The sequence below is a fragment of the Burkholderia torrens genome (genome assembly GCF_984668525.1).
This window is the reverse complement of record NZ_OZ480213.1, coordinates 315927-334383: the sequence shown is the minus strand read 5'-3', so window position 1 is coordinate 334383 and position 18457 is coordinate 315927. Positions and strand designations below refer to the sequence as shown.

Here is an 18457-nt window from a genome sequence, read left to right as displayed (position 1 = left end):
TACTTTTCTGGAGCGGACGACATTCACATTCATACATTTCCGATCGAAATACCATTGATGAATGAGAGGAATTCTGACCGACCATCACCTCGATATCGATCGTGCCGACCGCGAATCTGCGAATGCCATTTACACGGAATGTGAATCAGGCATTCGACACCCCAAGAATAAATTCATCATCCGGGCCATTCCGATTAAATGATTATAAATGCGGAAATAAAGACCGACATTTCCACAATGAGTTCGGCATATTTTTCCATTTTCGCGTTTCCGGCCGGAGCCGCCTGCCGCACACGCGCCGCTCCTGCCGCACAAGCCCCCACGAGCGGCACGGAATCCTCACTATCAGCCGTGTTGTCGACATATAATTTTTCGCAACAATCGCGCAGATAGCGACGCTTTCAACCTGACAGGCCACCCTTCCATCGCATCCGCAACCATGTCATCCCGCTCGTCCAGTTCGGCGCCGCCTCGTACCACGCCGGATCTCGGTGACGCACATATTCTTATCGTCGATGATCGCCCGAACGACCTGCGGCTCCTGACCGAAATCCTGCGTGCCGCGCGCTGCCGGATCAGCGTCGCGTTCGACGGGCTGCAGGCCTACCATCGCGCGCAGGCGATCGCGCCCGACCTGATCCTGATGGACGTCCGCATGCCGCGCATGGACGGCTTCGCCGCGTGCCGGCTGCTGGCGTCGACACCGTCCACGCAATCGATCCCGGTCATCATCCTGACGGCCGCGGGCGATCTCGAGGACCGCATCGCGGGGCTCGAAACCGGCGCGATCGACTACATCGTCAAGCCGTTCGAACCGGCCGAAGTGATTGCGCGGATCCGCAATCACCTGAAGCGGGCGCGCCGCAGCCAGCCGTTCGCCCGTCTGCCCGAACTGCCCGACAACCCCGACGCGGCCCTCGTGCGTGCGGCCAGCGACGTGCTGCTGCGCGACCTGCGCCATCCGCCCGCGCTCGAGGATCTCGCGCGGCAGGTCGGCACGCACGAAAAGCGCCTGTCCCGCATCTTCCGCGATCATCTCGGCCAGACCGTGTTCGAGTACCTGCGCGATACGCGCCTGCGCGCCGCGATGCACTTCCTCGCCGAAACATCGATGGGGATCGGCGACATCGCCGAGGAGATCGGTTTCTCCACGCCCGGCAACTTCGCGACAGCGTTCCGCGAGCGCTTCGGCATCACGCCGTCCGACTGGCGGCGCCAGCGTCAGGTCCACGCGCCGCTCACGCCCGGCGGGCACCGTCACGATGCCTAGGCGCGACGCGGCGTGGGCAGCCGGATGGCGCGCGGTGCTGCTGCTTCTGATCGCACTGGCCGTCACCTGCGCAACGGCCCGCGCGGCGGCGGCGCCGAACCCCGCGCAACTGGACGCAGTGTCGGTGTTCGAGGACGCCAGCGCGACGATGACCGCCGAACAGGTCGCCGCACGGCTCGCCGGGGCCGGTCAGCGCGCGCCTGCGGCAGGCCCGTCGACGTTCAACGTCGAATTCTCGCGGTCGGCATGGTGGGTCCGTGCGACGCTGACCAACCGCGGCAACGCCGCCCGTCCGCTGGTGCTGGTGATTCGCGACGCGCGCATCGACCATGCCGACTTCTATGTCGGCCACGACGGCCGGTGGACGCCCGAAAGCCGCTTCCCGGCCGCCGACACCGGCGCCGACGCGGCCCGGCCGCCGTCGCGCTACGCGGTACTCGACGTCACGCTGCCCGCCGGCGCAAGCGTTCCCGTGCTGATCCGCGTCACGTCGCGCAAGGAAATGCGGCTCGCGCCGGCCGCGTTCACGCGCGCGGCATGGGATGCGCTGGAGCGGCGCGCGACGATGTGGGACTTCGGTTTCTTCGGCGGCCTGCTTGCACTCGTATGGTGCGCGCTGCTGATCGGGTTCTTTTCGCGCAGCGGCGTGTTCCATGTCCTGGCCGCGCTGGCGCTGGGCACGACGCTGTTCGAGGCGGCTTACCGCGGCTATACGGCCATGGCCTTGCCGCCCGCACTACGCGAGTGGTCGGCGCGCGGCGAGGTGATCTCCGCGTACGTGGCGATCGCCTGCTTCATCGTCTTCATCCTGATGGTCGCGCGGCGCGAGCAGGCCAGGCTGCCGATGCGCGCGGTCTACATGGCCTTCCTCGCGCTCGAATGCGTCGGCATGGCCGGCGCCGCAGGCGGCGACCTGCTGACCTTCACGTGGTTCTGCCTGCGGCTGAACGCGGTGCTGGGAATCGTCAACATCAGCCTCGCGCTGATGCTCGCGATCCGCCGGACGCCGACCGGCCGCGTGATGCTGATTGCCGTCGCGTTCGCCACCGTCAACATGCTGATCCGCGTGCTCGACGGCACGAACGCGCTGCCGCCGGTGCTGTCCTGGCTCAAGTCCGATATATTTCCGAACCCCGTCATCGCGATCATCGGGCTCGCCACGCACCTGCTGGTGCTCGCCGCGTGGATCCACCATGTGGGCCGCCAGCGCACCGAGGCGAGGAAGCGGCTCGAACACTGGCAGCTCACCGAACAGGATCGCCTGCGCGACGAAGTCGCGAGACGCACGGTCGCGCTCAACGACGCGCTGCAACAGGTAACGACCCACATGCAGCAGAAGGTCGAGACGCTCGGCTATGTCAGCCACGACCTGCGCGCGCCGCTGTCGACGATCAACGGCTATGCGAAGCTGCTGCTGCAAAGCGCGACACGCAGCCAGGCGCGGCTGATCCGCTCGATCGACCGCAGCATCCGCTACCAGCTCGCGCTGATCGACGAACTGCTCGCGTTCACGAAAGCCGAGCTGCAGCCGCTCGGCGTGACGCCGGACACGACCGACCTGCCCGGCCTGCTCGACGATATCGGCCACTACGCACTCGCGCTGTGCGCGCAGCAGGACAACCGGTTCGTATACCGGCCGGCCACGGCGCTGCCGCGCACGGTGTCGATCGACGGGATGCGGCTGCAGCAGGTGCTGCTGAACCTGCTGTCGAACGCGTCGAAATTCACGCGCGACGGCACGGTCACGCTGTCGGTGCACGCGGCGCGCGAAGGCGATGCGTGGCGCCTGCTGTTCGAGGTCGCCGATACGGGCATCGGGATCGACATCAGCGGCACCCGCGACATCTTCCGTGCGTACCAGCAGGTGCAGGCCGTCAACGGCGGAACCGGGCTCGGCCTGTTCATCGCGCAGCGCATCGTCGGCGCGATGGGCGGCGAACTGGCCGTCGCGAGCCAGCCGGGTGTCGGCACCGCGTTCTCGTTCCCGGTCGTCGCGCCGGCCGTCGGACATGCGCTCGTGCCGGTGTCGGAACTCGTCCGGCGGTTTCATCCGGACGACGAGGCCGAACCGGAACGCGTCGCGCCCGCGATGGACGGCCCGCCCGACGATGCGCTCGACGAACTGATCCTGCTCGCCCGCGACGGGCGGCTCACCGATATCGAGGACTGGCTCGGTCCGGTTGCCGACGTGCCGGATTACGCCGTGTTCGTGCAGCACGTGCGCGAACAGCTCGATGCGCTCGACCTGCACGCGATCGAGAAACTGGCCGGTTCGCTGAAGCGCGCACGCGTCGCCGATGCGTCGATCGATACCGCGACGGGCGCGGCCGGCCCGGCCTGACGGCGCAGCGACGTACTCGCCTTTCAACCGAAATTCGCTAGCGCCGACGATCGGCCCGCTCGACGACACGCGCGAGACGAATGATGTCGGTCAGCCCGAATTCGCCGGCATCCGGGCGCGGGCGGCCATGCTCGTCGGCCACGCGCATCGCGAACGCCAGCGCTTCCGAGCGCTCGCGCAGCAACACGCGCAGCGCATCGGCCACGATCCGGCAGTCGCGCGCGTCGCCGAGATCGAGCAGCGGCCGACGGCCATGCTCGACGGCCAGCGCATCGGCCACACCCGCTGTCATGTCATCGCGCTTCATCTCGTTCTCCTCGCGCCAGGGTAGTCGGTCGCACTACGATCGCCGCATCGTCGATACCAGCCCGATGTCCTCCTTGGGCGGCGCCGGCCGCGCGGGCGCGGCAGCCTGCGTCGGCCGCTGCGCGCCGAGCCCGGTGCCGCCGGTGCGGCGCCGCGTCGCGTGCCGCTCGATCACCCGCTGCAGCACGCAGAACACGCACAGCAGCGCGCCGATCACGATCCGTGTCCACCACGAGCTCAACGTGCCGTCGAACGTGATCAGCACCTGGATCGTGCCGAGGATGCCGACGCCGAACACCGAGCCGACCACGTAGCCGACGCCGCCCGTCAGCAGCGTGCCGCCGATCACGGTCGCGGCGATCGCGTCGAGTTCCATCCCCTGCGCCTGCAACCCGTAACCCGACAGCACGTACAGCGTGAACACCACGCCGCCGAGCGCCGAGCACAGCCCGCTCAGCGCGTAGACGCCGACCTTCGTGCGCGCGACCGGCAGCCCCATCAGCAGCGCCGAGCGCTCGTTGCCGCCGATCGCATACACGTTGCGGCCGAACCGCGTGAAATGCGCGACGTAGATCGCGACGGCCAGCGTCGCGAGCGCGATCAGCGCGCCCGCGCTCAACGTCCCGCCGCCGACCGGAACGCTGATGCCCGCGATCGCATGGAACGCCGGATCGTTGATCGTGATCGACTGCGTCGTGATCAGGAAGCACGCGCCACGCGCGAGAAACATCCCCGCCAGCGTGACGATGAACGGCTGCAGCCGGAAATAATGGATCAGCGCGCCCATCGCCGCGCCGTACAGCGCGCCGAACGCGAGCACGAGCGGCACGATCACCCACACGGGCCAGTGCAGCCGCTCGGCGCCGACCGCGCAGAAGATCGTCGTCAGCGCCACGACCGAGCCGACCGACAGGTCGATGCCGCCCGACACGATCACGAACGTCATCCCGATCGCGACGATCAGCAGGAATGCGTTGTCGACGAGCAGCCCGGTCAGCACCTGCATCGAGAAGAAGCCCGTGTACATCACGGACCCGAAGCCGAACAGCGCGGCGAACAGCACGATCGTCACGACGATCGGCAGCGTACGCGGGTCGGTGAGCCAGCCAGGGAATCGGGTCATCGCGGGGTCGCTCCGGGGGTGGCGCGCGAGCGCGCGGCAGGCAGCAGTCGCGACGCATGGCGGACGACCAGCGCGCGCGCCGCGTCCGACTGGATCAGCGTCACGACGATCACGACGACCGCCTTGACGACGAGCGTCGCCTCCGGCGGCACGCCGATCGAATAGGTCGTGTAGGTGAGCGTCTGGATGATCAGCGCACCGAGCACCGAACCGGCGAGGCTGAAGCGGCCGCCGAGCAGCGACGTGCCGCCGAGCGTCACCGCGAGGATCGCGTCGAGTTCGAGCAGCAGCCCCGCGTTGTTGCCGTCGGCGCTGCGCACGTTCGAGCTCGCGAGGATGCCGGCCAGCGCCGACATCACGCCCGAACACAGATACACGCCGAACACGACCGCGCCCGAGCGCAGCCCGACGAGCCGCGTCGCGACCGGGTTCACGCCGATCGCGCGGATGAACAGCCCGAGCGCCGTGCGGTTCACCAGCAGCGCGAGCGCGGCGATCGTCGCGATCGCGCTCCACACGGCGCACGGTACGGTCGCGAGATAGCCGCCGCCGAGCACGAGGTAGCCAGGCGCGCCGATCGGGATGATCTGGCCGCCCGTCAGCAGTTGCGCGACACCGCGCCCGGCCACCATCAGGATCAGCGTCGCGATGATCGGCTGCATCCCGACGAACGCGACGAGCAGCCCGTTCCAGGCGCCGGCCAGCAGCCCGACACCGAGCGCGGCGGCCAGCGCCATGCCGACCCGCGACGGGTCCGCCTCGAGCACGATCGCGGCCGCCGCGCCGGCGATCGCGACGATCGCGCCGACCGAGATGTCGATCCCGCGCGTCGCGATCACGAGCGTCATCCCGAGCGACACGATCACGAGCGGCGCCGCGCGGTTCAGGATGTCGATCGGCGCGCCGAACAGGTGGCCGTCGAGCAGCGCGATCGACAGGAAACCCGGACGATGCGCGACATCCAGCGCGAACAGCAGCGCGAGCGTCAGCACCGGCCACGCAAGCGGATGACGAAACAGCGTGCGCAAGCGCGTCATGACTGGCCTCCCGCGATCAACCGGTAAACCTGCTCCTCGGACGCATCGGCGCCCGTCAGTTCCGCGACCTTGCGCCGGTCGCGCAGCACCGCGATCCGGTGGCTCACGCGCACGACCTCGCCGATCTCCGACGAGATGAACAGGATCGCGAGCCCCTGCGCGCACAGCGCCAGCACGCGCTCCATGATGTCGAACTTCGCGGCGACGTCGATGCCGCGTGTCGGCTCGTCGAGAATCAGCAGCTTCGGGTCCGTCGCGAGCCAGCGCGCGAGCAGCACCTTCTGCTGGTTGCCGCCCGACAGCAGCCCGATCGGCTGCTCCGCGTCGCGCGCCTTGATGCCGAGCCGCGCGATGTACGTCTCGGCGATCTCGCGCTGGCGTGCGCGCCCGATCAGCCGCCACCAGCCGCGTCGCGCCTGCAGCGCGAGGATGATGTTCTCGCGGATCGACAGTGCCGCGACGATGCCCTCCTTCTTGCGGTCCTCCGGGCAATACGCGATGCCGTGCCGCACCGCATCGTGCGGCGACGCGAGCCGCGTGCGCGCGCCATCGATCTCGATCGCGCCGCTATCGGGGCGCGCCGCGGCGAACGCCAGTTGCGCGGTTTCGGTGCGGCCCGAGCCGAGCAGCCCGGCCAGCCCGACGATCTCGCCGGGGCGCACGTCGAGATCCAGCGCGCTCATCATTCCGCGCCGGCCGACCTGCTGCATCGACAGGAACGGCGCAGTGGTCGCGGTGTCATGCTCGACCGCCGCGGCGCCGGCCTGCAGCGTGTCGGACATGCGCTCGCGGCCGGTCATCTTCGCGACCAGCGCATCGACCGGCAGGTCGCGCGCGAGGTATTCGCCCTCTCGCTCGCCGTTGCGCATCACGGTGATCCGGTCGGACACCGCGTAGGTCTGCTCGAGAAAGTGGGTGACGAACAGGATCGCGATGCCCGACGCCTTCAGCCGGCGCAGCACGTCGAACAGCCGTGCGACCTCGCCGTCGTCAAGGCTCGAGGTCGGCTCGTCGAGAATCAGCACGCGCGCGTCGACGGACACCGCACGCGCGATCGCGACCATCTGCTGGATCGCGATCGGATAAGCATCGAGCGAGCGCGTGACGTCGAGCGACAGGTCGAGTTCGGCCAGCGCCGCGCGCGAGCGCGCATGGATCGCGTTCCAGTCGATCGCGCCGCGCCGCATCGGCTGCCGGCCCGCGAAGATGTTCTCGGCGACCGACAGGTTCGCGCACAGGTTCACTTCCTGGTAGAGCGTCTGGATACCGGCCGCCTCGGCCTCGCGCGGCGCGGCGAAATTCACCGGCGCGCCGCCGACGCGAATCTCGCCCGCGTCGTGCGCATGCACGCCGGTGAGCACGTTGATCAGCGTCGACTTGCCCGCGCCGTTCTGGCCCATCAGCGCGTGGATCTCACCCGGAAACAGCCGGAAGTTCACGCGCTGCAGCGCGCTCACGCCCGGAAACGACTTGTCGATGCCGATCATCTCGACCACCGGCGGACTCTCCATGCATCCTCCCTCGAAGCGTCGCCGGACGGCCGCCGCCCGGCCGCCGCCCGTGCGGACAGGTCAGTACTTCCGGGTCGGCAGCACCTGCGCCGCGACGTTCATCGGGAACACCGTCTCGTTGGTCACGATGCGCTTGGGCAACTGCTTGCCGGCGACGACATCCTTCACCGCGCTCATCAGCTGCGGGCCGAGCAGCGGGCTGCATTCGACATCGACGTTGATCTTGCCGGCGACCATCGCCTGGAAGCCGCCCTTCGTCGCGTCGAACGACACGACGCTCACGTCCTTGCCGGGCTTGATCCCGGCTTCCTCCATCGCCTGGATCGCGCCGAGCGCCATGTCGTCGTTGTGCGCGTAGACGACGTTGATCTGCTTGCCGTAGGTCTTCGCGAACGCTTCCATCACCTGCTTGCCGCCGGCGAGCGTGAAGTCGCCGCTCTGCGACGCGATCACCTTGAATTTCGGATTGTTCTTGATCACTTCGAGCAGGCCTGCGCGGCGATCATTGGCCGGCGCGGAACCGACCGTGCCCTGCAGCTCGACGATGTTGATCGGGCCTGCGTCATTCTTGTAGCGCTCTTCGAGCCAGTGGCCAGCGCGCCGTCCTTCCTCGAGGAAGTCGGAGCCGATCATCGTCACGTACAGCGACGGGTCCTTCACGTCGACGCCGCGGTCGGTCAGGATCACCGGAATGTGCGCGGCCTTCGCTTCGGTCAGCACCGGCTCCCAGCCCGATTCGACGACCGGCGAGAATGCGATCACGTCGACCTTCTGCGCGATGAACGAGCGGATCGCGCGGATCTGGTTCTCCTGCTTCTGCTGTGCATCGGAGAACTTCAGATTGATGCCGGCGTCCTTTGCCGCGCCCTTCACCGAGACGGTGTTCGCGGTGCGCCACGCGCTTTCCGCGCCGACCTGCGAAAACCCGAGCGTGATCGGCTTTTGCTGCGCGTGCGCGCCGCCTGCCAGCACCGTCGCCGCGGCGACGATCGCGCCGGCCGCCAGCTTCCTGATGAATGTCATGGTCCGTCTCCGATGATGTCGTTGTGTGCCGCGGCGCTGTTCTGTTTCTGCGTGGCGCTGGCGCGGATCGGGGCTGCGCCGGCCGGCGCGTGCGGCCGGCCCGGTCTGCCTGCCCCGCATCAGTCTAAGAACAAGCCCGATAACCTTCCAATGAAATATTGGATTGGGGCGATATCGTAATCGGCATACGTATAAACACCTAAACGCGCAAAGGCCGGCGCATGCGGGAATGCGCCGGCCGCGTCGGGTTTCGGCGGGCTGAGGGAAAGCGATCGCTCCGCGGCGGTTCGCACCGGCGACCCCGGCCGCGACCGCACTCGACCACACTCAGCTCCGGCAAGTCGCCGCCTGCCTGTCGGTTTCGCGGCCCTGCTTCGGCGCGACGCCGGCCGTGTGCGTCCGGGCGTCGCCGTTCGCAAGCGTCGGGTTCAGCTCCTGCAGCACGCTGGCGCGGCTGCCGTCGTCATTGGGCAATTGCGGCTGCCCGCGTGCAAACGCGGGCGCGACCGCCGCCGCGAGCAGCGCGGCGATCGCCAGCCGGGAAAGGCTTTTCATCGCCCGGCTCCCGCTTACTGCGCGCTGGCGGCAGGTACGGATACCGACGCGGTCGCCGTACCCGTCTCGCCGTGCGCGATCGCATAGAGCTCGCGATTGCGTGCAATCGTCTGCGTGCTCGGCGGATAGTCCCAGTTCGACGTCGGCACGGTGCCGTCGCGCTGCGCCTGGACGAGATCGGCAATCACGTCGGCGCGGGTCGGGCCCGACGTCGACTGGGCGAAAGCGGCAACCGGCGTGCCGATGGCGAGGGCGAGCAGCGCGGTCGCTGCGATCAGTCTGCGATTCATGATGAAACTCCCCAGAACGGTTCGATGAAGACGCATCGTCGATGCGCCGCCGGCGGAACCGCGGATGCGATTCGCCGCCTGACGCATTCATTCTGGTCATCGCGCCCGGCACGGCGCTGACGCCCGGATGACAATCCTGAAATCTGCCGCCTCGCGCGCAGATAACAGCTTCGTAATCTTCGAGTCAGGGCCGGGTCAACGCCGCGCCGGCAGACTGCAGCCTCGTCGCATCGCATGCGGCGTCCCTGCCCTGCTTCGAGGAAAACATCATGTGGATCGTCCGGCTGGCGTTGCGCAGGCCTTATACGTTCGTCGTGCTCGCGCTGCTGATCTTCATCGCGGGACCGCTCGCGATCCTGCGCACGCCGACCGACATCTTTCCGAACATCGACATCCCCGTCGTCAGCATCGTGTGGTCGTACAACGGCTTCTCGGCCGAGGACATGGCCAAGCGGATCACGTCGAACTACGAGCGCGCGCTGACGTCCGACGTCGACGACATCGAGCACATCGAATCGCAGTCGCTGAACGGCGTGTCGGTGGTGAAGATCTTCTTCCATCCCGGCGCGGACATCAATCGCGCGATCGCGGAAGCGGCGAGCAACTCGGCGTCGATCCTGCGGATCCTGCCGCCCGGCACGCTGCCGCCGAACATCATCACGTACAACGCGTCGACGGTGCCGATCCTGCAACTCGGGCTGTCGAGCGACACGCTTGCCGAGCAGCAGCTGTACGACCTCGGCAACAGCTTCATCCGCACGCAGCTCGCCACCGTCCAGGGTGCGGCCGTGCCGCTGCCGTTCGGCGGCAAGATCCGCCAGATCGTCGTCGATCTCGACACGCGCGCGCTGCAGGCGAAGGGGCTCGCGCCGATCGACGTCGTGAACGCGATCAACGCGCAGAACCTGATCCTGCCGGGCGGCACCGCGAAGATCGGCACGCGCGAATACAACGTGCAGATGAACGGCAGCACGCAGACGGTCGCCGCGCTGAACAACCTGCCGGTGAAGACGATCGGCGGCAGCGTCGTCTATGTGCGCGACGTCGCGCACGTTCGCGACGGCTATGCGCCGCAGACCAACATCGTGCGCGCCAACGGCAAGCGCGCGGCGCTGCTGACCGTCGAGAAGACCGGCAGCGCGTCGACGCTGACGATCATCGACCAGGTCAAGGCGATGCTGCCGAAGATCGCGGCCGGCCTGCCGAAGGCGCTGCACATCGCGGCGCTCGGCGATCAGTCGGTGTTCGTGAAAGCGGCGATCCAGGGTGTCGTGCGCGAGGCGCTGATCGCCGCGTGCCTGACCGCGCTGATGATCCTGCTGTTCCTCGGCAGCTGGCGCGCGACGCTGATCATCGCGATCACGATCCCGCTCGCGGTGCTCACGTCGCTGCTCGCGCTGTCGGTGCTCGGCCAGACCATCAACATCATGACGCTCGGCGGGCTCGCGCTCGCGGTCGGCATTCTCGTCGACGACGCGACCGTCGCGATCGAGAACATCACGCACCATCTCGAGCGCGGCGCGCCGCTGGAGGACGCGATCCTGACCGGCTCGGGCGAGATCGCGGCGCCGACCTTCGTGTCGACGCTGTCGATCTGCATCGTGTTCGTGCCGATGTTCATGCTGACGGGCGTCGCGCGCTACCTGTTCGTGCCGATGGCCGAAGCGGTGATCTTCGCGATGGTCGCGTCGTATTTCTTCTCGCGCACGCTGGTGCCGACGCTTGCAATGGTGCTGATGCGGGCGAAAGGCCAGGGCCGGCCGCCGCGCGGCGTGTTCGCATCGATCGCACGGTTCCAGGCCGCATTCGAGCATCGCTTCGAAGCCGTGCGGCTGCGCTATCGCGCGCTGCTTGCCGCGGCGATCGCGCGCCGGCGCCGGTTCGCGGCGGCGTTCCTGCTCGCGTGCGCCGCATCGACCGCGCTGTTCGCGTTCGCCGGCCAGGACTTCTTCCCCGCGGTCGATACCGGCGAGATCCGCCTGCACCTGCGCGCGCCGACCGGCACGCGGATCGAGGAAACCGCGCGCCTGACCGACGAAGTGGAGGCGCGCATCCACGACGTGATTCCGGCAAGCGACATCGCCGGCGTGCTCGACAACATCGGCGTGCCGGTGAGCGGGATCAACCTCACGTACGACTCGTCCGACCCGATCGGCACCGAGGATGCGGACGTGATGATCACGCTGAAGCCGAACCATGCGCCGACGGCCGCATACGTCGCGAAGCTGCGCAACCTGCTCGCGCAGTCGTTCCCCGGCGTGACGTTCGCGTTCCTGCCGGCCGACATCGTCAGCCAGATCCTCAACTTCGGGCTGCCCGCGCCGATCGACATCCAGATCGTCGGCAACAAGCTCGACCAGAACCGCGCGGTGGCCAACGCGCTGCTCGCGAAACTGCGCGGCGTGCGCGGCCTCGTCGACGCACGCATCCAGCAGCCCGGCGACGAGCCGGCGATCAACGTGAACGTGGACCGCACCAAGGCGATCCAGGCGGGCCTCCAGCAACGCGACGTCGCGCAGAACCTGTTGATCGCGTTGTCGGGCAGTTCGCAGACCACGCCGAACTTCTGGCTCGACCCGCGCAACGGCGTCAGCTATCCGCTGCTGGTGCAGACGCCGCAGTACGCGGTCGATTCGCTGCAGGCGCTCGCGAACGTGCCGCTGCCGGCCGGCACCGCACGTTCGCCGCAGACGCCGGCCGGCGGCCCGGCAGCCGGTGCGCCCGCGCAGAACCTGCTCGGCGCGCTCGGCAGCTTCTCGCGCGCGACGCAGCAGGCCGTCGTATCGCACTACAACGTCCAGCCGGTGCTCGACATCTTCGCGTCGGTGCAGGGGCGCGATCTCGGCGGCGTGACGGCCGACGTGACGAAGCTCGTCGACGATGCGCGCGCGCAGTTGCCGCCCGGCTCGTCGATCGTGCTGCGCGGCCAGGTGCAGGCGATGCACGAATCGTTTGCCGGCCTGCTCGGCGGCCTCGCGCTCGCGATCGCGCTCGTCTACCTGCTGATGGTCGTGAACTTCCAGTCGTGGCTCGACCCGCTCGTGATCGTCGGTGGCCTGCCGGCGTCGCTCGCCGGCATCGCGTGGATGCTGTTCGTCACGCGCACGACACTGTCGGTGCCCGCGCTGACCGGCACGATCCTGTGCATCGGCATCGCGACCGCGAACAGCATTCTCGTCGTCAACGCGGCGCGCGAGCTGATCGCGGGCGGTGCGCCACCGTGGCAGGCCGCGCTCGATGCCGGGTTCGGCCGCTTCCGCCCGGTCGTGATGACCGCGCTCGCGATGCTGATCGGCATGCTGCCGATGGCGCTCGGCCTCGGCGACGGCGGCGAGCAGAATGCGCCGCTCGGCCGCGCGGTGATCGGCGGCCTCGCGTTCGGCACGCTGTCGACGCTGCTGTTCGTGCCCGTCGTGTTCGGCTTCGTCCATGCATGGCTCGACCGGCGCCGCGACGCGGCCGCCGCGCGCCGCGCGCAGGACACGCCGACGTTGCCCTGAGCGCAGCACCCTCCCGACTCCCTTCGACTCGCCCGACCTCGACCCGATCATGAACGACACGACCGAACCCCTCGCCCCGCCGCCAGCCGCCGAAGCGGCTCCCGTGCCGCCCATCGCACGCGACGCGACGCCCGCCGCCGCACCGCCCCGACGACGCCGCAAGCTGGCCGTGCCGCTCGTCGCGATCGCGGCGGCGGCCGCGCTGCTGGCCATCGGCATCGTGCCGCGCATCGACGCGCGTGCCGCACAGCGCGTGCAGGTGGCCGCACAGCAGGCGCTGCCGGTATCGGTGATCCTGCCGGGTACCGCGCCTGCCGACCAGACCTTGACGCTGCCGGGCGCCGTGATGCCGTACGCGGAGGCGTCGATCTATGCGCGCACCAGCGGCTATATCGCGCACTGGAGCGCCGACATCGGTGCGCATGTGAAGGCCGGGCAGACGCTCGCGCAAATCACGGCGCCCGACCTCGACGCGCAGTTGCGGCAGGCGCGCGCCGACGCGGCCACCGCGCAGGCGAACTACGACTACGCGAAATCGACCGCGCAGCGCTGGCAGGACATGCTGAAGACACAATCGGTATCGCAGCAGGACACCGACACGAAGGTCGCCGACATGAACGCGAAACGCGCGATGCTGGCGTCCGCGCAGGCGAACGTCGCGCACCTGACCGAGCTGGTGTCGTACGAATCGGTCGCCGCACCGTTCGACGGCGTGATCACCGCGCGCAACGTCGACGTCGGCACGCTCGTCACCGCCGGCGGCACGCCGGGCAGCCCCGGGCTGTCCGGCGAGCTGTTCCATCTCGAACAGACCGGCACGCTGCGCGTGTTCGTCGACGTGCCGCAGGACAGTGCGGCAGGCGTGACAACCGGCACGTCGGTGTTCCTCACCACGCAGCAATATCCGGGCCGGCGCTTCGCCGCGCGCGTCGCACGCAGCGCGGGCGCGATCGATCCCGTCACGCGCACGCTGCGCGTCGAGATCGACGTCGACAACGGCGACGGCGCGCTGATGCCCGGCGCGTATGCGCAGGCGCACCTGCTCGTGCCGAGCGCGGCGCCGGCGTTCGAGTTGCCCGTCAGCGCGCTGCTGTTCCGGCCGAACGGCGTGACGGTCGCGACCGTCGCCGCGAACGGCACCACCGCACTGAAGACCGTGCAGATCGGGCGCGATTTCGGCACGCGCGTCGAGATCGTGTCGGGGCTCGCAGCGGGCGACCGCGTGATCGACAACCCGGGCGATTCGATCGCCGCCGGCGAGGCCGTGAAAATTATCTCGATTGCACGCGGGGCTGCTCCGGCCGCGCGCCCCGCAGCAGCCTCAGCGCCTGCCGCGGTCGCCACGCCGGCGTCGGCCTCGACGCCTGCCCGCGGTTGATCCACACACGCACGAACCCTCACGAGATACCTGCCATGCGCTTCCCCCGTCCGCTTCCGTTCGCCCGCCGCATCGTCGCGCTCGGCGTCGCCGCCGCGCTGGCCGCGTGCTCGACGCTGCCCGCCTACTCGCCGCCCGCCGTCGCGGTGCCCGCGCATTATGCGGGCGTACCGGCAGCGGGCATACCGGCATCGGGTGCCCCCACATCGCGCTCCGGCTGGAACGTTGCGGCGCCCGCCGATGCCGCATCGCGTGGCCCATGGTGGACCGTCTTCGGCGACGCCACGCTAAACGCGCTCGAAGCACGGGTCGACATCTCGAACCAGACCGTGAAGAAAGCCGTCGCCGATCTCCAGCAGGCACGCGCGATGGTCGACTACCAGCATGCCGGGTTCCTGCCGACCGTCACGGCCGGCGTCGCGCAGAGCCGCTCGCGCGTGTCGCAGAACAAGCTCGGTTCATCGCTCGCCGGCAAGACGACGCCCGACTACCAGGCCGGCGTGGCCGCCAGCTGGGAGCCCGACCTGTTCGGCCGCGTGCGCGATGCCGTGACGGGCGCGCAGGCGAACGCCGACGCGAGCGCGGCCGACCTGCAGGCCGTGAAGCTGTCGGTGACGGCCGAGCTCGCGACCGACTATTTCGCGCTGCGCTCGCTCGATACGCAGAAGCAGCTGCTCGACGACACCGTGCACGCGTACGCAGATGCATTGAAGCTGCTGAAACAGCAGCTCGCGGCCGGCGCGATCGACGCATCGGCCGTCGCGCAGGCCGAGACGCAGCTCGAAGCGACGCAGACGCAGGACACCGACATCGACGCGTCGCGCGCGCAGCTCCGGCATGCGCTCGCGACGCTCGTCGGCGAAAGCGCGTCGACCTTCACGCTGGCGCCGCGCGTGCAGGCGTTCGACGTGCCGACGATCCCGGCCGGCGTGCCGTCGCAACTGCTCGAACGGCGGCCCGACATCGCGGCGGCCGAGCGCCGCGTCGCGGCCGCGAACGCGCGGATCGGTGAAGCGCGCGCCGCGTTCTTTCCCAATCTCGTGCTGTCGGCGAGCGCGGGGCTCGAAAGCGCGTTCTTCGCGCCATGGCTCACCGCGCCGAGCCTGTTCTGGTCGATCGGCCCGCAACTGGTCGGCACGTTGTTCGACGGCGGCCGCCGCAGCGCGTCGCTGCGTGGTGCACATGCGCAATACGACGGCGCGGTCGCCGACTACCGGCAAACGGTGCTGGTCGCGTTCCAGCAGGTCGAGGACCAGTTGTCGACGCTCGCTGCGCTCGCGTCGGAAGCCGGCAGCCAGCAGCGCGCCACCGATGCAGCCGACCTGTCGCTGCGGCTGACAACCAATCGCTTCAACGCGGGCGCGGTCAGCTACCTCGATGTCGTGACCGCGCAGACGATCGCGCTGACGAACCGGCGCCTCGCCGACCAGATCGCCGCCCGCCGGATGGAGGCGGCGGTCGGGTTGCTGACGGCGCTCGGCGGCGGCTGGGATCAATCCACGCACGCGGACGCAACCGCTACACCGCCGGCGTCCTGATGAACGTGAGGATGAAGCGCGTACCGGCCGCGTCGCTTTCGACACGGGCGGTGCCGCCGTGGAGTTCCATGACCGAGCGCACGATCGCGAGGCCGAGCCCGGCCGTGCCGCCCGGCACGCCGCCGCTGCGCGCGGGATCGCCGCGGACGAAGCGGTCGAAGATCCGCGGCAGCAATGCAGGATCGATCGGCTCGCCCGGGTTCGCGACGACGACGCGTACCGCGTCCGCCGTTTCGTCGACTGTCAGTGCGATGACGCCGCCTGCCGGCGTGTAGCGCAGCGCGTTGGCAAGCAGGTTGCTGACCGCGCGGCGAAATAGCTCGAGATCGGCGGTCAGCTGGCCGTGCCCGTCGACCCGCAGCGTCGACCCGGCTTCGTCGGCCAGCCCTTCGAAATAGCCGGCGATGCGCTCCAGCTCGTCATGCACGTCGAACGCGCGCTGCCGCGTGACGAAACCCGGGTGCTCGGCGCGCGCGAGAAACAGCACGTTCTCGATCATCCGCGCGAGACGGTCGTATTCCTCGAGATTCGATTCGAGCAGTGCCTGGTATTCGTCGACGGAGCGCGGCCGCGCGAGCGCCACCTCGGTCGCACCGCGCATGTTGTTCAGCGGCGTGCGCAGGTCGTGCGCCAGATCCGCGCTGAATTGCGACAGGTGCCCGAACGCCTGCTGCAGGCGGCCGAGCATCGCGTTCTGCGCGTCGACGAGCGCCGTCAGCTCGCGCGGCGCGCGCGACGCGTCGAGCCGCGTATCGAGCTTGTCGACCGTAATGCGGCCCGTGTTCGCGACGATCTCGCGCAGCGGCGCGAGCGACCGGCGGATCAGCCAGTAGCTGAGCAGCATCGCGAACAGCGCACCGACGCCGCCGGCGATCTTCAGCCTGTCGCGGTAGCCGTCGAGCAAGGCGGTGCGATCGCTCATGTTGCGCGCGACCGCGATCCGGATCTTCGCGTGGTCGCGCAACTCGCCCTCGGTGACGACGCCGCGCACGGGCGTGCCGCCGTCGGCGGTCCACGTCGCGATCCGATCGGCCGTGATCCGTTCGCTCGCCGGCACGGCCACAGCGTGCGGCGGCAACAGGTCGACATCCGGTAGCGCGGGCGACGCCGTAGCCGATGCGGCATCCGGCGGATCCTCGACGCCGGTCCGCTCGACGTTCTTGCGTGCGAGCACCTTGCCCTGCGCGTCGACGACGGCCATCGACAGTGCTTCGTTGCCGAGCACCTGGCTCGTCAGCCGGTCCGCGTGCGCGCGCACCGCGTCGAGCGAATCGAGCTCGCCCGCCAGCCGGCGCGTGTGCCGCGCGGCGAGCACGATGTCGAGGTCGTCCTGCGTGCTGACCTGCCGTTCAAGGCCGGTATACACATACGTGCCGACGAGCGCAAAGGCGGCGAAAGTGGTCGCGCCGAACGCGAGCGCGAGCGTCGCGCCGAGCGAGCGGCCGAGCGTCATGCGCCGTCCTTCAATTCGAGCACGTAGCCGACGCCGCGCACCGTATGAATCAGCTTGACCGCGAAATCGTCGTCGATCTTCGCGCGCAGCCGCCGGATCGCGACTTCGACGACATTGGTATCGCTGTCGAAATTCATGTCCCACACGTACGACGCGATCTGCGTGCGGCTCAGCACCTCGCCCTGCCGGCGCGCGAGCAGCTGAAGCAGCGAGAATTCGCGCGGCGTCAGGTCGATCCGCACGGTGCCGCGCTTCACGCGGCGGCGCACGACGTCGATCTCCAGGTCGCCCACGACGATGCGCTCCGTTTCGCGCGGCGGCCCGCGGCGCGCGAGCGTGCGGATTCGCGCGAGCAGCTCGACGAACGCGAACGGCTTCACGAGGTAGTCGTCTGCGCCGAGTTCGAGCCCGTGCACGCGATCCTGCACGTCGTCGCGCGCGGTCAGGAACAGCACGGGCGTCTCATGCGTATCGCGCAGCCGCTTCAGCACGCTCCAGCCGTCGAGCACGGGCAGCATCACGTCGAGCACGATCACGTCGTAGTTTTCCTCCTGCGCGAGCGTCAGCCCTTCGCCGCCGTCCTTCGCGAGGTCGACGCTGAAGCCGGATTCCTCGAGCCCCTTCTTCAGGTACGCGCCCGTCTTCGGTTCGTCTTCGACTATCAGGATGTGCATGATCGGTTCCGCCGCATTCGGTGATGACATGCGCCGATGTTACCGGGAAACGGGCCGGGCCAGCCGCTCGGCGCCCGCGCGAGGCGGCCTGATTACGAGACTGTAATCGGCGGGTCAGTGTGGTGACGGCTGCGGAAACCAGAATGGGACATGTGGGCCTACCCCACTTGCCCGTTCGTTCAATCAACCAGGAGTCCGCCATGAAACTCGTCGCCGCTTTCGTCGTTGCCACCTTGAGCCTGCCGTTCGGCACGCAGGCCTTCGCCCAGTCCACGCAGGCGCCGATCACGCGCGCGGAAGTGCGCCAGCAGCTGATCGACGCCGAAGCCGACGGCCTGCTGCCGTCGAACCGGAACGACTATCCGCCATCGCACGCGGAGATCGCACGCAACCGCCAGCTTTTCGCGCTCCAGCATCCCGAAGCGGCGCCGGTCGCAACAGCGTCGACCGAAAATTGA

15 protein-coding genes are annotated in these 18457 nt (G+C 68.9%); 6 read left to right on the top strand and 9 right to left on the bottom strand.

The window, feature by feature from the left end; translation table 11 throughout:
- Positions 1–439: 439 nt before the first annotated feature.
- Both AC5LXX_RS31980 and AC5LXX_RS31975 read left to right on the top strand, forming a co-directional pair.
- A complete protein-coding gene (locus AC5LXX_RS31980; protein ID WP_124448518.1) occupies positions 440–1270 on the top strand; it encodes a response regulator transcription factor in 831 nt (276 codons plus the stop codon).
- The gene (locus tag AC5LXX_RS31975; protein ID WP_493414115.1) at positions 1263–3611 is read left to right on the top strand and encodes a sensor histidine kinase; all 2349 of its coding nucleotides are present in this window, start codon (positions 1263–1265) and stop codon (positions 3609–3611) included. The genes AC5LXX_RS31980 and AC5LXX_RS31975 overlap by 8 nt, the downstream gene beginning before the upstream one ends.
- A gap of 37 nt (positions 3612–3648) precedes the next feature.
- Here AC5LXX_RS31975 and AC5LXX_RS31970 read toward each other — a convergent pair whose 3' ends face one another.
- The 7 genes from AC5LXX_RS31970 to AC5LXX_RS31940 form a co-directional block, all read right to left on the bottom strand.
- Positions 3649–3918 (bottom strand): hypothetical protein, encoded by a 270-nt coding sequence (locus AC5LXX_RS31970; RefSeq protein ID WP_493414114.1) that lies wholly within the window; start codon positions 3916–3918, stop codon positions 3649–3651.
- Between the two features lie 33 nt (positions 3919–3951).
- Entirely contained in the window at positions 3952–5040 is a 1089-nt protein-coding gene (gene yjfF / locus AC5LXX_RS31965) for a galactofuranose ABC transporter, permease protein YjfF (RefSeq protein ID WP_493414113.1), read from the bottom strand.
- Positions 5037–6077 carry an ABC transporter permease gene (locus tag AC5LXX_RS31960; protein WP_493414112.1) on the bottom strand — a complete coding sequence of 347 codons (1041 nt, stop codon included), beginning with the start codon at positions 6075–6077 and terminating at the stop codon, positions 5037–5039. Before AC5LXX_RS31960 ends, yjfF begins: the two co-directional genes overlap by 4 nt.
- Entirely contained in the window at positions 6074–7588 is a 1515-nt protein-coding gene (locus AC5LXX_RS31955) for a sugar ABC transporter ATP-binding protein (RefSeq protein WP_493414111.1), read from the bottom strand. Before AC5LXX_RS31955 ends, AC5LXX_RS31960 begins: the two co-directional genes overlap by 4 nt.
- Positions 7589–7648: 60 nt before the next feature.
- Positions 7649–8611, bottom strand: a complete 963-nt coding sequence (locus AC5LXX_RS31950; protein WP_011549177.1) for an ABC transporter substrate-binding protein — start codon at positions 8609–8611, stop codon at positions 7649–7651.
- A 327-nt stretch (positions 8612–8938) separates the two neighbouring features.
- On the bottom strand, positions 8939–9166 hold the full coding sequence (locus tag AC5LXX_RS31945; protein WP_493414110.1) for a hypothetical protein: 228 nt from the start codon (positions 9164–9166) through the stop codon (positions 8939–8941).
- Positions 9167–9180: 14 nt separating this feature from the next.
- Positions 9181–9456, bottom strand: a complete 276-nt coding sequence (locus tag AC5LXX_RS31940) for a DUF4148 domain-containing protein (RefSeq protein WP_493414109.1) — start codon at positions 9454–9456, stop codon at positions 9181–9183.
- Between the two features lie 269 nt (positions 9457–9725).
- On the opposite strand from AC5LXX_RS31940, the gene AC5LXX_RS31935 reads away from it, so the two are divergent.
- From AC5LXX_RS31935 to AC5LXX_RS31925, 3 genes are read left to right on the top strand one after another with little or no spacing between them, the layout of a single operon-like run.
- A complete protein-coding gene (locus tag AC5LXX_RS31935; RefSeq protein WP_493414108.1) occupies positions 9726–12956 on the top strand; it encodes an efflux RND transporter permease subunit in 3231 nt (1076 codons plus the stop codon).
- A gap of 49 nt (positions 12957–13005) precedes the next feature.
- Positions 13006–14334, top strand: coding sequence for an efflux RND transporter periplasmic adaptor subunit (locus tag AC5LXX_RS31930; protein ID WP_493414107.1), 1329 nt, complete (start codon positions 13006–13008; stop codon positions 14332–14334).
- Between the two features lie 35 nt (positions 14335–14369).
- Positions 14370–15872: an efflux transporter outer membrane subunit gene (locus AC5LXX_RS31925; RefSeq protein WP_493414106.1), complete on the top strand. Its 1503-nt coding sequence runs from the start codon at positions 14370–14372 to the stop codon at positions 15870–15872.
- Here the strand turns inward: AC5LXX_RS31925 and AC5LXX_RS31920 are convergent.
- Together AC5LXX_RS31920 and AC5LXX_RS31915 are read right to left on the bottom strand one after the other, a co-directional pair.
- Positions 15853–17325, bottom strand: coding sequence for a heavy metal sensor histidine kinase (locus AC5LXX_RS31920; RefSeq protein ID WP_493414105.1), 1473 nt, complete (start codon positions 17323–17325; stop codon positions 15853–15855). The two genes, AC5LXX_RS31925 and AC5LXX_RS31920, sit on opposite strands and share 20 nt — an antisense overlap.
- Complete coding sequence (locus AC5LXX_RS31915) at positions 17322–17999, bottom strand: heavy metal response regulator transcription factor (RefSeq protein WP_493414104.1); 678 nt, start codon at positions 17997–17999, stop codon at positions 17322–17324. Before AC5LXX_RS31915 ends, AC5LXX_RS31920 begins: the two co-directional genes overlap by 4 nt.
- Before the next feature lie 200 nt (positions 18000–18199).
- Between AC5LXX_RS31915 and AC5LXX_RS31910 the strand changes: the two genes are divergently transcribed.
- The gene (locus AC5LXX_RS31910) at positions 18200–18457 is read left to right on the top strand and encodes a DUF4148 domain-containing protein (protein WP_493414103.1); all 258 of its coding nucleotides are present in this window, start codon (positions 18200–18202) and stop codon (positions 18455–18457) included.

Coding starts and splice junctions, on each gene's coding strand:
- AC5LXX_RS31980 (WP_124448518.1), top strand. CDS start 440: ATGTCATCCCGCTCGTCCAGTTCGGCGCCGCCTCGTACCACGCCGGAT.
- AC5LXX_RS31975 (WP_493414115.1), top strand. CDS start 1,263: ATGCCTAGGCGCGACGCGGCGTGGGCAGCCGGATGGCGCGCGGTGCTG.
- AC5LXX_RS31970 (WP_493414114.1), bottom strand. CDS start 3,918: ATGAAGCGCGATGACATGACAGCGGGTGTGGCCGATGCGCTGGCCGTC.
- yjfF (WP_493414113.1), bottom strand. CDS start 5,040: ATGACCCGATTCCCTGGCTGGCTCACCGACCCGCGTACGCTGCCGATC.
- AC5LXX_RS31960 (WP_493414112.1), bottom strand. CDS start 6,077: ATGACGCGCTTGCGCACGCTGTTTCGTCATCCGCTTGCGTGGCCGGTG.
- AC5LXX_RS31955 (WP_493414111.1), bottom strand. CDS start 7,588: ATGGAGAGTCCGCCGGTGGTCGAGATGATCGGCATCGACAAGTCGTTT.
- AC5LXX_RS31950 (WP_011549177.1), bottom strand. CDS start 8,611: ATGACATTCATCAGGAAGCTGGCGGCCGGCGCGATCGTCGCCGCGGCG.
- AC5LXX_RS31945 (WP_493414110.1), bottom strand. CDS start 9,166: ATGAAAAGCCTTTCCCGGCTGGCGATCGCCGCGCTGCTCGCGGCGGCG.
- AC5LXX_RS31940 (WP_493414109.1), bottom strand. CDS start 9,456: ATGAATCGCAGACTGATCGCAGCGACCGCGCTGCTCGCCCTCGCCATC.
- AC5LXX_RS31935 (WP_493414108.1), top strand. CDS start 9,726: ATGTGGATCGTCCGGCTGGCGTTGCGCAGGCCTTATACGTTCGTCGTG.
- AC5LXX_RS31930 (WP_493414107.1), top strand. CDS start 13,006: ATGAACGACACGACCGAACCCCTCGCCCCGCCGCCAGCCGCCGAAGCG.
- AC5LXX_RS31925 (WP_493414106.1), top strand. CDS start 14,370: ATGCGCTTCCCCCGTCCGCTTCCGTTCGCCCGCCGCATCGTCGCGCTC.
- AC5LXX_RS31920 (WP_493414105.1), bottom strand. CDS start 17,325: ATGACGCTCGGCCGCTCGCTCGGCGCGACGCTCGCGCTCGCGTTCGGC.
- AC5LXX_RS31915 (WP_493414104.1), bottom strand. CDS start 17,999: ATGCACATCCTGATAGTCGAAGACGAACCGAAGACGGGCGCGTACCTG.
- AC5LXX_RS31910 (WP_493414103.1), top strand. CDS start 18,200: ATGAAACTCGTCGCCGCTTTCGTCGTTGCCACCTTGAGCCTGCCGTTC.